The 13,647-nt window shown below is 45.4% G+C and carries 9 protein-coding genes; 3 read left to right on the forward strand and 6 right to left on the reverse strand.

Annotated features, from left to right (window positions below; translation table 11 throughout):
- Positions 1-192: 192 nt before the first annotated feature.
- The 5 genes from RID09_RS22490 to RID09_RS22510 form a co-directional block, all read right to left on the reverse strand.
- Complete coding sequence (locus RID09_RS22490; protein ID WP_446338146.1) at positions 193-1,851, reverse strand: DUF3160 domain-containing protein; 1,659 nt, start codon at positions 1,849-1,851, stop codon at positions 193-195.
- Positions 1,852-2,303: 452 nt separating this feature from the next.
- The gene (locus RID09_RS22495) at positions 2,304-2,933 is read right to left on the reverse strand and encodes a hypothetical protein (RefSeq protein WP_446338147.1); all 630 of its coding nucleotides are present in this window, start codon (positions 2,931-2,933) and stop codon (positions 2,304-2,306) included.
- Positions 2,934-3,226: 293 nt separating this feature from the next.
- The gene (gene mutS, locus RID09_RS22500) at positions 3,227-5,947 is read right to left on the reverse strand and encodes a DNA mismatch repair protein MutS (protein ID WP_446338148.1); all 2,721 of its coding nucleotides are present in this window, start codon (positions 5,945-5,947) and stop codon (positions 3,227-3,229) included.
- 151 nt (positions 5,948-6,098) lie between these two features.
- Positions 6,099-8,957, reverse strand: coding sequence for a GAF domain-containing protein (locus tag RID09_RS22505; RefSeq protein WP_446338149.1), 2,859 nt, complete (start codon positions 8,955-8,957; stop codon positions 6,099-6,101).
- A 152-nt stretch (positions 8,958-9,109) separates the two neighbouring features.
- The gene (locus RID09_RS22510; protein WP_446338150.1) at positions 9,110-9,589 is read right to left on the reverse strand and encodes an NADAR family protein; all 480 of its coding nucleotides are present in this window, start codon (positions 9,587-9,589) and stop codon (positions 9,110-9,112) included.
- Between the two features lie 477 nt (positions 9,590-10,066).
- Between RID09_RS22510 and RID09_RS22515 the strand changes: the two genes are divergently transcribed.
- The 3 genes from RID09_RS22515 (at position 10,067) to RID09_RS22525 (ending at position 12,677) form a co-directional block, all read left to right on the forward strand.
- Positions 10,067-11,503: a carotenoid oxygenase family protein gene (locus RID09_RS22515; protein WP_446338151.1), complete on the forward strand. Its 1,437-nt coding sequence runs from the start codon at positions 10,067-10,069 to the stop codon at positions 11,501-11,503.
- Positions 11,504-12,000: 497 nt separating this feature from the next.
- Positions 12,001-12,252 carry a hypothetical protein gene (locus tag RID09_RS22520; RefSeq protein ID WP_446338152.1) on the forward strand — a complete coding sequence of 84 codons (252 nt, stop codon included), beginning with the start codon at positions 12,001-12,003 and terminating at the stop codon, positions 12,250-12,252.
- Between the two features lie 80 nt (positions 12,253-12,332).
- A complete protein-coding gene (locus RID09_RS22525) occupies positions 12,333-12,677 on the forward strand; it encodes a Dethiobiotin synthetase (RefSeq protein ID WP_446338153.1) in 345 nt (114 codons plus the stop codon).
- A 2-nt stretch (positions 12,678-12,679) separates the two neighbouring features.
- Here the strand turns inward: RID09_RS22525 and RID09_RS22530 are convergent, their stop codons facing one another.
- A complete protein-coding gene (locus RID09_RS22530) occupies positions 12,680-13,270 on the reverse strand; it encodes a hypothetical protein (protein ID WP_446338154.1) in 591 nt (196 codons plus the stop codon).
- Positions 13,271-13,647: the final 377 nt, after the last annotated feature.

Below are 13,647 nucleotides of genomic sequence, written 5' to 3' on the forward strand. Positions count from 1 at the left end.
TCGCCCCTACACGGCTAATGTTGACTGATTTTTGTCGGGGCGCTAAACACGATCACATCCTATGTCAATAAATGTAATCGTTTTGATTGATGAAAATTGTCTAAGTCGGTTTTATTGACATGGCAAAAGGCAGGTAGGGGCGCAAGCCTTGCGCCCCCAAAATTTAGGGCTTTAGCCCTTACTACAAACCCGTTAAAACCGAGATTGTCTTTCCTCTTTCCCTGGCACCAGATAACCCTCCGTCCACTCGGGACGCGGGGGAACATTTCCCTCCTTAATATCATTCTGCCATTCACTATCCGATTTGCGAACAACTCCCGGCATTTGAAATTCATAATAGCTTAACACGGGTCCAGCATACACCATTTTGTCTTCACCATTATCCACCGCAATCATCAGCAAATCTACATTCCCTACTCCTTGGTGCAGTACCGCCCCCGGATCACCAAAAACGGGATCGGGAACATCCGTATGTACATCGGCAACAATGGCATCCCAACTATTAGAATCCTTGGGTTCTTCGTAGAATAAAGACGGATACCAACCACTGTAATAAGGACCTCCTGAACCGCCATCAATTTCCACAATATTTCTGAGGAATTGAGTCTCAGCTTGGCTAAGTTCCTGCTGTGCCAATTCCTTGGTGGCAATGCCTTTCAGGATGGCTAATTTTTCCGCAAAGTTCTCTAAAAATTCGACTTGTTGTTCCTGAATCTGGCGAGATGAACCGGGAAAACTGGTTTGATTAATCTGTTTGGCGGCTAACTGTACCATCCTCTCAAACCGTTCCCAAAATTCTGGTCTGGGTTCAACAAATCCGGCGGGGTAAAAGCAACGAGTTCCACCAGTGTAGGATTGTTTGGCATATAAAATCGTGTCGTGGCGTAACTGCGTCCAAGAGGCTAATTGGGTATTTAGGGTTTTCATTGCCCAGGCTTTTGTCCGCATTGCTTCGGGGTATTTCGCTTCGGTGGTTGGTGTTGAAAGTTCCCGTAATGTGGCTAACCAATTTAGGTAGATGTTTTGTTCCCAGATGGCAGGATTTTGCTGATCCACAACGGTTTTGACAGCAGCTAAGTGATGTTGATAATTGAGTCCATCTCTAAATTGACGCCCTCCTCTATTCGTCATCCGATCCACTAATTCGGGGACAATCTGATTATTACCTAACGCGGCAAACGCCACATCTAAACTACTGGGAATACGACGTGGTACTTTCTTTCCATCCCAGAGAATGTCATCATAAAGCCCACGGGGTTTAAACTGGGAAAAATCAACGCTGCGATCGCGTCCAAATAAGTTAAACTCTTGAAGCTGTCCAGATTCAATGGCATCAAGGGTTTCAGCGACGCGACTATTCTGGTTAAAATAGGCTCTAACTCGATTCCCGGAAAGTAGCGATCGCGCCACGGCGATAAAATAATCGGCATCAAGGATACTCTCCTCTAATACACCCGTACCATATTCCTGCCGTAATTGAGGCAGCCTCTGCGCCATACCCGCTAAGATTTCATCCAGCGATCGCGCCAAATACTCGGCTTCTAATTCCTCCAACATAGCATCATAAGACCGATGCCATGCATGAAGTAACGCATCACTAGAGACAAACACAGGCAAATCCCGACTATAAATGTTATAAAATATAGCGGCAAAGCTAGGAGCGCTCATCCGTTCACTGACGACAAAGCCATTACGTTGAAAAATCGCTAATTCTTCCGCATTCAGGCGAAAGTCATCACGAGGTTGAATGGGAATTATCTGATCCCGATACCGCCGAGAAATATCCTCTGGTGATAAATTAAATTCATCCCAAAACTTCGCCGTCGTCACATCCCAACTAATTTGAGGCAAATACTCAGCTCGACTGGCGTATCGCTGCTGAAAGGCTTGCGGGGATATCTGTCCAATTTGTTGAAGTTCTTGGTTAAATTGTCGGGTATTTTTTGCTTCAAATATTGATACAAAAATTTATAGTGTAAAGGTTATAAATAAATAAACTCAAGACTCGACGCCAGTATAACACAGTTCGTAGTAGGCACTTTAGTGCCATAAATATATAGCTGGGCGATATTCAGGTTCGTAGTAGGCAATTTAGTGCCATAAACACATAGCTTGGCGATATTCAAGTTCGTAGTAGGCAATTTAGTGCCATAAACCCATAGCTTAGCGACATTCAGGTTAATAGGAAAGTTAGTGCGATCGCGTCCGATCCACCTTAACTTTTCTTGGTAAGCTTTTAGAGCCAAACAAGAGAGACGTTCTGGGAGAACGTCTCTACGACAATTGCCATAACGTCAACGTCTCTAATTCACAAAGACTTGACCATCTTCTTGAATTCTCAGAACCCCTTGGTTACTGTCTAAGGTTGTTTTTTCTTCAAAAGTAACCTCCAATTGCCCAGTTTCATCAGCAGACATGGGCATCATCTGAATTAAGCCATCATCCTGACGAACGGCGGTTATCGTAATCGGCGTGGGCAAGTTTTGCAGGAGAATTTCTTCTCCACCTGACAAATATCGACGATCAGTATGTCCGACAGCTTGATAAGAAACAACAGCGTTGGTGTTATTTTTCAGTCGCACATCAACAGTACCATTTGTGGGTTGAATTCGGGCAACTGCATCACTGCGTACTTCAGGTAGAGGGGGTTGAGACACACTTGTAGGCGTTGTAGGCGTCATTTGTCTATTAAGCATTTGACCGCCTCTACCCCTCTGTGCTGCTGCATTCTGCGGACATCCGGGTGGAACCATGCGTGTACTATTGTAAGGTTCTTCGTAGTAGATTCCCGGACAAGGATTAACTTGAGCTAACGTGGAAATCGGTACGGCTGATGCTTCTAGAATCGTTGCTGGCAGACTAATCAGGATGCCGCCAACTATCGCTCCTAATAGTCCGGTATTTTTTAGCTTACTCTGATGTTCTTTTTTCATGAAAACCTCTTTTAAAATTATCTATGGACGATAGTTTTGCCACCCAAACTAAATTTAATTACTTAGTTGAATTATCAGGCAAGACTATTTTACGATCCGTAATAGATCCGTAACAGCTTAAGGTATACGAATACTGTTCGCGCCAGAACCGAGTTGCCTCTGATTTTCGTTGTCCACCTAACAATTTAACCGCTTCTATTGACCGTTTCATCTGCCTAGGGAAGGGCATAACCTTCTATCGAAAGTAGGAGTTTTCTATAAGCCTAGCTCCTACACCCTGCGCGAAGCGCACGTCATTCGGCAAAAATATCTAACTGCTGTACCGATGTGTCTGGCGTAATCGTTTCAGTATCTTTGGCTTTCTTGCCAATACCTTTCCGCAATCCCATAGCAATTTTACTGTGCTTTTCAATTTGCCCCATCACCTGCTTTGCCCGTTGAATCACAGCAGGGGGTAAACCCGCCAGACGCCCCGCTTCAATCCCATAAGACTTATCTGCCCCACCAGGTTGAACTTGGTGTAAAAAGATAATTTCATCGGGTAATTCTTTTACCGTTACCTGATAATTGGCAACATTCTCTAAAATAGATGCTAGTTCGTTCAATTCATGGTAATGGGTAGCGAAAATAGTGCGTGCCTGAATTTGCAAGGATAGATATTCTGCCACAGCCCAAGCAATGGATAACCCATCAAATGTGGCTGTTCCTCTGCCAATTTCATCTAATAGAACCAGAGACTTATTGGTGGCATGATTGAGAATATTCGCCGTTTCATTCATCTCCACCATAAACGTGGATTGACCCGTGGCTAAATCATCAACCGCCCCCACACGAGTAAAAATGCGATCGCAGATTCCCAATGTCGCCGATGTCGCCGGGACAAAACTCCCCGTCTGCGCCATAATTTGAATTAATCCCACTTGGCGTAAATAGCAACTTTTGCCACTGGCATTGGGTCCTGTGAGGATAATTAAATCGGGATGTTGATGATTTCCTGTCTCCGTCTTTTCTTCAGCAGATGACGCGGACTCTTCCCATCCCAAATAGGCTGAATTAGGCACAAAAAACCCCGGTGGGAGAGACTTTTCTACCACGGGATGGCGTCCATCGATAATCCTAATCTCTCGCCCCTCTACCATTGTGGGACGGCAATATCCCTGACGTACAGCCACCTCAGCTAAACCAGACAGGACATCAATCGCCGCCACTGCACGAGATAGGTTGCGAATTAACTGGGCATAGTTTCCCACTTGGGTACGTAATCCGACAAAAATCTCGTATTCTAAGCGGTTTAAATCATCCCGTGCGGTGAGAATCCGAGTTTCTCGTTCTTTTAAGTCGGGGGTAATGTAGCGTTCTTCGTTGGTGAGGGTTTGCTTGCGGATGTACTCCTGGGGAACTTGGTCGGCTTTAGAGCGAGAGATACTGATGTAATAGCCGAAGGTTTTGTTATATCCTACTTTTAGATTAGCAATGCCCGTGCGATCGCGTTCGGTGACTTCTAGGTTAGCAATCCACTGCTGATCCTCCTCCGCCATGCGGCGCATCTCATCGAGTTGGTCATTCACCCCGGAACGAATCAAATTGCCTTCCTTTATCTGTAACGGCGGCGATTCCACCAGATGGGCGCAAATCGTTTGTCCCAACTGTTCTAATTCTGGGGGAACTTTTTGTAATGCCCTTACATAAGGGGAACCCCCATAAGCCGCGAGTTCTGCCAAGTCCGGTAATTTTAAGAGGGAATCCGCTAACGCCACCAAGTCCCGTGCATTTGCTGTTCCTGAACTTGCTCGTCCCGTTAACCGGTCTAAATCATAAATTCCCCGTAATAACTGGCGTAAATCTCCCCGCAGTCCGGTATTTTCCACCAACTCCTGAATCGTATCCTGTCGCGCCCGAATTCCTTTAATATCTAATAACGGTTGCAATAACCAACGCCGTAATGCCCGTCCTCCCATGGAGGTACTGGTTTGATCTAATGCCCAGAGAAGGGAACCATGAAACGTATTATCCCGCACCGTTGCTGTAATTTCTAAATTGCGGCGGCTTTGGTGATCTAATATTAGATAATCCGCTAAGGTATAGGTGCGTAAATGTTGCAGGGCGACATAATTTTCTTTTTGAGTTTCTTCTAAATATTCCAGCAATCCTCCCGCCGCCCGCACTCCCAGAGGCAGATGTTCACAACCCATCCCTTCTAGCGATCGCACTTTAAATCGTTCCAAAAGTCGTTGTCTTGCTTCTGAGGGACTGAAGGGGGTTTGGGAACGCAGGGTGTAGCAAAAGGAGTTCGGTAACCAATCGGGTAAAGACTCCGATTTTTCCCCTGGGCGCAGCATACTGCCCAAATCCGGGGCGTTGGTGGGAATTAGGACTTCTGAAGGGTGCAAGCGCAATAGTTCCTGTACCAGTAGCTCTAAATCCGTCGCTTGGGTAGTGAAAAATTCCCCCGTCGAAATATCAGCATACGCTAATCCCCAATGATTCCCCGCCATCACCACCGCCGCCAGGAAGTTATTGCGTTTAGCAGTTAGCATCCCCGCTTCGGTTAATGTACCAGGGGTGAGAATACGAGTTACTTCTCGTTTCACCTGACGCCCTTCTTTGGCGGCGACTGACGCATCTTCTACCTGATCACAAATAACAATGGCATAACCTTTTTCCACTAACTGAGTGGCGTGGCGTTCAATGGAGTGATGGGGTACACCAGTCATGGGAACTCGTCCCACACCCTTCCCCGCCTCCTTACTGGTGAGGACTAATTCCAATTCTTCGGCTATCCGTCGCGCATCTTGGAAGAAGGTTTCATAGAAGTCGCCAACTCGATACAGCAGTACCGCATTCGGATACTGGTCTTTGAGTTCAGCAAAATGCTGCATCATCGGCGTTAGCTGTTGGCGGTCTACCGTCCGATGATCCGCATTCTCAGACGCCACTAGCTTCGCCTTATCGGTAGCGCGAATGGGAGTAGCACCGTTGGATTCGGGAGTAGATGCGTTGGGATGTCCGCTCATGAACAGTCTTTGATATGCCGACAACAATCATGACTTTACCGCAATCTGGGTAAAATTGGTCTTAAAAATTTGTGAGGATTGGGTATTCAGCAGCAGAAAGACCGGAAAATTGACTGAATAGACGCAAACCCAACTTAACAACACAGCTTATTTATTCCTCTAGACTCTGAGGTTGGCAAATGGGAATTTCAATCCAAAATTCAGTTCCTTCTCCTGGCTGAGAACTGTATTTAAAAATTCCCCCATGTTTTTCCACGATAATTTGATAACTAATCGAAAGACCCAAACCTGTCCCTTTGCCAATCGGCTTGGTCGTAAAAAAGGGATCGAAAATTTGCGATTGGAGTTCTGGGCTAATTCCCGCACCACTGTCGGCAATTTGAATCACGACATGATTTGGAGATGAGCAGTGATCGTCCTCTAATTTTACCGTGCTATTGTTCAGGTTATCATTTTTTTCAACATTCGGAGACTGAACACTTGTGGAAATTGTAATCGTTTGTTTATCTGGCTCGCATTCTTCTAAAGCATCGATCGCGTTGCTCAAAACATTCATAAAAACCTGGTTCAGTTGGCTCGGATAACATTCAACCAAGGGCAACTCCCCATAATTTTTGATCACCTGAATTCCCGGATAATTATGTTTCCCTTTCAGGCGATATTGCAAAATCAGTAGCGTACTATCTACCCCTTCATGAATATCCACTAACTTTTTCTCAGCTTGGTCAAGGCGAGAGAAGTTTCGCAACGACAAAACGAGCTTGCGAATCCGCTCAGAACCCAATTTCATGGATTCTAACAGCTTGGGTAAATCTTCTTTCAGAAACTCCAAGTCAATCAGATCTAGCAACTCAATAATCTCTCGCTCCGGATGAGGATGGTATTTCTGATATGAATGAATAATAGTCAGTAAATCCTGAGCATACTGACTGGTATAAACCAGGTTACCATAAATAAAATTCACCGGATTATTAATTTCGTGAGCCACCCCTGCAATCAACTGTCCAAGACTCGACATTTTTTCCGTCTGAATCAGTTGTGCTTGAGTTTGCTTGAGATGGTGGAAAGCACTTGCCAATTGTTGCGCTTGCGCTTGAGTATGGGTAAATAATTCCGCTTGCTGAATCGCCACAGCCGCTTGATCGGCTAGCTTTCTCAGGAGTTTAATCTCTGAAGGGAGCCAGTCTCGCCTAGCTTTACATTCCTGAGCAATCAGAAGTCCCCAGAGGGGTTGTTCCCATCGTGGACATGGGAAACTATCCGGCATAATAGGTATCTCATTAGCTTGAGGATTCCCGACACCAATGGGAACAATTAAAGCGGCTTGCACTTGACAACGCTGTAAAAACTCTCGCTGATCCGGAGTTAAGCGGGCTTGAGTGACATCCTGAATTACTCCTAATTTGCCGAGCTGGTAAAATTGAATCTGGGCTTTCGAGAAATACTGCTGCGGATCGTCAATGTTTAAAAGTGATAACCACTCCCCTGTAATCGATTCCACAATCACTTGACCATGGGAATCATCGGTGAACCGATAAATCATCACTCGGTCAGTATCCAACAGTTGGCGAACTTCCCGTACAATCGTTTGCAGAGTCGTTTTCAGATCCAGAGTACCGCGAATTTGGTTGGTAACCCGTTGCAGCGCCCGCCCTTGCTCTAGAGATTGCTGTAGCTTGGCGGTGCGTTCAGCCACTTGGCATTCTAAGTTACTATTCAGGGCTTGTACCTGAGCATAAAGTTTATATTGCTCGATCGCCATAGCAAAATGATGACCGAGTGCGAGGGCTAGTTCAATGTCGTAATTCGTCCAAGGTTGAGCTTGATGCCGTTTCACCTCTCGCCACTGTTCAAAGGATTGACGGGGACAGTGTTGTTTTTCATTCGGGTTAAATTTTCCAGCCCAGAGGATTTCTTGAGCGACTTGGCTGCGAAAAATACTCAAGCTACCCAGGAATGAGGAGCGATAATACAAAGGTACCACTAACCAACCTCGAATTGAAGTCCCCTGAAAGGCTGGAGCAAGACTCGCCAAGTCGGAGACTTGATACAAATCGTTGACAATTAGAGGCTGACAACCAACATGAGCCGAATTAGATTCGGATAAACCATTGTGGGTGTCAACGGTTTTATCCCCTGTTACCCATTGAACAAACACAGGATGCTCTTCAAGCGTCGTCTGGCTGTCTCCATCTCCAAATACAGGTTGAGTTCCACAAATGAGGCACTCTGCCCTAGGATTGACTCTGTCTGGGGCAATATATAGCCTACCTCCCGAACTCCCAAGAGCGTTAACTGTTTCTTTTAATGCGGCTTGTAGTTGAATCGTGGGTAACGAATGTAGCAGGGTAGAGACACGATTAATTGTCGCTTCGATTCGATGCTGCTGACGTGTCTGGGATAAAAGATTAGACTGGGCAATGGCAATGGACACTTGATCCACCACTGATTGGACAATTTGCAATTCCCGTTGGCTAATGCTGCGTGGTTTGACATGATGAGAGACTAAAAGCCCCCAGAGTCGTTTCTGTGCCTGCTGAGCCTGGATATCATAGTGGACAATGGGTAAGACCATTGAAGACTGGATGCCCATTGCTTGCAAGTACTTTACATGACAAGCGTCTACAGGACGATAGTGGATCGGCTGAGGGGTTGAGTGATCATCGGTTTCTGTAGGTTCTAACGGTGATAAACCAATCAGTCCGGCTGAAAGATCCACAATGGAACGCAAGCGCTGTGTGAGGTACAATTTACGGGCTTGTTCTGGAATGTCATCAGCGGGGAAGTTTAATCCGTTGAGACAAGGAAGGCGATTGGTGTCTACCGATTCAGCAATCACCTGTCCACCACCCGACTCATTAAAGCGGTAAACCATGACGCGATCGGTTCTTAATAATGATCGCACTTCTGCCACCGTGGCATTTAAAATCTCTTGTAATTCCAAGGATTGGCGAATCCGATTCGTGATCCGGCGCAACAAGTCTTCTTGATCGAGTTCTGGTTGTAACACTGTCCTACTCCTATGAAACACTCTCTGATTCCGGTTTAGAGGGCGATCCAAGTTACGAATCAGATATTTGGCTCGATGCACCGACTTCACAAATCTATGTGAATATACTTAACAGTGTAAGGATTTCAAGTATGCCTGTGTCTAACTCAGATTTAGCGATCTAGGAGTTTATAGTTGGTTTGTGCCAAGCGCTGTCGGATTTGTTGACGGACATTCATCAGCGTTTTCCCCAGATGATTCTGACCCGTTTGCTCCTGACCGCAACCCCAGTAGTAATCCGTGGGAGAATCTTCAACAATCACTTCTTCTCCGGTGTTCAGCAGGATTTGTTGAATATCAGGATGGGTGAGGAATTTGGTCAAAACCCCTTGCCACATGATCTGGCGTTTCACCTGTTCCCAGTCAAGACGCCGTTGGCGGGTGCGATCGCGTCCTAGGATGGCAGCTTCCATTGGCGTTGCCGCATTTTTGATCGTCCAGATTAAGGCTTCGTCTGTCGTTCCGACGAACTTGTGCGCCTGATAGTAATGCTCAACGGTTTGCCAACACCAGCCATCGATCTCAATTGGGTGTGGCGAGAAGTTGGAAAAGCAACCATAGGGTTCATCAACCTTATAAAAATAAATTGTCATGGCAAAACTATCAAACTATTTCGCTGTGTAAAAAGCCTCGTCAACAGACGAGTCATGTCCTAGGGTGCGGCGTCGGAAACGAGGTTCCGTCAAGTCAAGCCCTCCCCAGATTTAAGGGTTAGTTAATCTAGTCCTTTTTATTGGTCAACCGACGGCTGATTGATACCTAAATCTTATAGTAGCGATCGCGAGGCGTTTACGATGAGGGAGATAGAGGAAGACTCTGAGAAGATGGACAGAACAAAAAAAAAGAGTCACTTGCGCGACTCTCTTGATTATCAGGGTGCATCTACATATCAAACTATAGCACTTTAGGGATGAGGGGTGTCACCCCCTATTTTATCGCAATAAGCAAAGAGAGATTGCTGGGAACTAATCAAGAAAAGGCTTTCAGGGAAAAATGGATAAAAAACCAGCTCACATTTTGTTACAAAAATTAACTAATATAGAAAAAACAGTCACCCTGAATCGGGAAACATGCAAACAGCTACCCCACCATCAACCCGTAAAGCTTGGGCAAACGCGATCGCTCAACCTGCCACTGAATTTCCCTTAACTCCCTTACCGATTCTCTCTGGCAGAATCCCCCAAGGGTTACAAGGCTCTCTGTATCGCAATGGGCCCGCCCGCTTAGAACGGGGAGGTCAAAGGATGGGACATTGGTTTGATGGGGATGGCGCTATTTTAGCGGTTCATTTCACGGAGGCTACAGCCACTGGGGTCTATCGCTACGTGCAAACGACAGCCTATCAAGCAGAAGCAGAATCGGGGAAATTACTGTACCCCAACTATGGAACCAAAGCATCGGGGCGGATTTGGGAACGTTGGGGTAAACCCGTAAAAAACAGAGCAAATACTTCTGTATTACCCTTATCCGATAAATTGTTAGCCCTCTGGGAAGGCGGTAATCCCTATGCACTCGACCTGCAAACCTTAGAAACCTGGGGATGCGATCGCTTAGAGAGTTTACCCGAGGGTTCACCCTTTTCAGCCCATCCCAAGCGTGATCCAAAAACGGGTGAGATTTTTAACTTTGGCATCAGCATCGGACTCAATTGTCGCTTAAATCTCTACAAAAGCGACTCAAGCGGCAAAATAGTTCAAAAAGCAACGGTTCCACTCCCAGGAATACCCCTGATTCATGATTTTGTCCTAGCCGGATCTTATCTGGTATTTTTCGTGCCACCTGTGCGGGTTAATCCCCTACCCGCCGCATTGGGGTTGAGTAGCTTTAGCGAGGCGATGGAGTGGCGTCCCCAATTGGGAACTCAAATTTTAGTTGTTGACCGAGAAACGCTCTCATTAGTCGCACGTAGCGAAGCTGATCCGTGGTATCAGTGGCATTTTGTCAATGGCTATGTGAATCAGCAGGGCTCTATCGTGGTCGAGTTTATTCGGTATGAGAATTTTGACACAAACCAACGTCTCAAAGAAATCGCCACAGGTGAGATTCAGACGGTTACTAACGAGACATTATGGCAAGTTGAGATCAATCCCCAAACCGGGACAATTATCGCCCAACGGGAACTGTTGGATCGATACGTCGAGTTTCCAATTGTCCCAGATGCTCAAGTGGGTCAAGCCTCCCGCTCTATTTATCTGGCGCTGCATCGCCAAGACGTAGATAGGCGTCGCGAAATTTATGGTGCGATCGCACGGTTTGATTGTCACACACAAACCCTCATCGAAGCCGATCTCGGCAAGAATCGCTATCCCTCAGAACCAATCCATGCACCTGACGCGCTTAATCCAGAACAGGGATGGGTGTTAACCGTAGTTTATAATGGGGATTCTGACCAAAGTGAAGTTTGGATCTATGACAGCGAGGCTCTTGATCAAGAACCTACCTGTCGGCTGCAATTACCGCAGGTCATTCCTTTAAGTTTTCATGGCAAATGGAAATCTGTTCGTTAAGACGTCCGTGAAATTAAAGTGGAGTGATTAAATTCCTCATTTGTCCTTTGTCTTATGCCCTTAAAAATAAATAACCCGACTGCAAAAACCGGGTTGCCACTAAGTATGTGATAATTGGCATTCAATCTAGTAATCTGAATTTGGTCTAAAAGCTGTTTACTATCGAGGTTGACAGTCAGGAGGGTCAATCCGATTACAACCAGGGGGTGGACTTTCATCTGTTGAACCTAGCGCAAACCTCTGCTGATCTACCAGAAAAGAGGGTTCAAGTTTTCCAGGTTCAGTGATTGACAGACTAGCGAACAAAATCCAGCTATAAATGTGCATTGTAGATCTCTTTGTCATCGCTTGTACATCAAGACTTACGCTGTGACTCCTTTGAGGAGATTTAAAGGTTAATCTCTACAAGAAGGATTTTAAGTTCGTAAGTCATGTAATACTTGCTTCAGACAGTTCAACACCAAATCCGCATAAAATTGAAAGGGATAATAAATTCTATGAAGTTTGCGGCAAATGGGGTTGCTCAGAAACAGCACGGAGGTAGAGGATATAATTCAAATATTTTTGATGTAAATGTGATTTTAAATAGGTTAATTTATCTCTATGGAATTAAACTGTTAAACCTATTGACAATAATAATAAAAGCACTAAGTAAAAGTTATGAATTTACCCAAAACAGGATGCACTCCTCATCATTTAGGGTAGGCAAGAGAAATAAAGCTGTAAACGTTTATACTATTGTTGATTAATCTTGTGCGGCTTAGGGTTACTTGTAGCGATATCACAAGCCCCACAAGATGATCGGCTAAAACTCGTCGATTAACATCCAATGGATTATAAAACAGCTCGTAGCTTTATTATTAATCAGACAACAGCATCTGACCCAAATACAGATGCCTTTTTGGTTCGTCTAAAGTACCGAAAACCACCCGTTCCAGGTCAGGTTACCAATATTTTATTAGCGCTGAAAATGATATTTGAGGGTTTGCGAGATGCATCGACTCTAGATCGAGAACTCGTTTACTCCCTATATTTGTTGGCTTATGAGAGCCGAGAACAGTTTGAAGCAGGGCGTCAGGCTAGGGTGAATTGGCCCCCCCTGCTCAATGAAGATCTCAAGCGTATTGCTCGTGCTGTTGAGAGTATTTTTTCAGGTGTTTGGCAAATAACATAAGACTAGCGATTTCGCAACTCAACTTCAAGTTTATCTAAATCTTCTGGCAAAAAAACCGTTATCCGCCCATTAATTGGCTTGCCATTCTCAGTTTGAGTCACTTCTAACCAATAGGCAAAGCGATCACCTAATAAAAGCTCGCCTTGTCGTGCTACCAGCATCGGTCGATTCTGTCGCCGAGCTAAATCGATGGTTTCTGGTGTGGGATAGGCGTATACCAGTTTAGCTCTCTGGTAATCTTGATAGATCGCTAGACCATAAATCACTCGCATTGACTCCGTGAGTCGTTCTGGAGTCACCCCATTAATCATGTCATAGAAGGAAATTTGCTCACTTTGAATGATACGGCGATTCGTGGGAAAGGTGATTTGACCTGGAGGAAGCACCGAGGCTTCAAATTTAAATCGTTGAGCGGCGGTATTACGCTTGGTTACGACTAATCCATCTCCAATACCTGGTTCTAAAGTAGGATGAGCCGCAATCCAAGCCGCAACTGTTTCCACCGTTTGACCGGGTAACGCCTGAGCGGGATTGGCTATCAATCCCAAGATCATGCCAAGGAATAGAAATGACCCCAGTTTACTTTTTTTCATCGCCAGCCTCCTTCAAGTTTTCTTTTCCCTTATAAACAATTATGGCAGTTAGCTGAACATCTCACCGTTCGCTCATTTGGGTAACTCAGTAAGTAGTCGGACTTTTATTCAAGCTAACGGTGGAGATTAGGCAACAGGCAACAGTACAGAATGTCCTAACCTGCCTTGGTAAGGCTATAAGCTGTCATGCATTTAAATTGGCAATGGGTAGCGAGCAAGATGCTCGCACTTTCGATTACTAATGACAATTTGGCAGGACAGAGCGATCGCACGCCCCAATCTTCTGGCATCCTAGAGATGATTACCTGTCCCCTAGAACAGCTTCATGCCCCTTTCCCACTTCACCAAAAAAGAAATCCCGCCAGCATCTCAACCCA

Origin of the sequence: Coleofasciculus sp. G1-WW12-02, from assembly GCF_040219735.1 — a bacterium.
Classification (GTDB): domain Bacteria; phylum Cyanobacteriota; class Cyanobacteriia; order Cyanobacteriales; family Coleofasciculaceae; genus Coleofasciculus.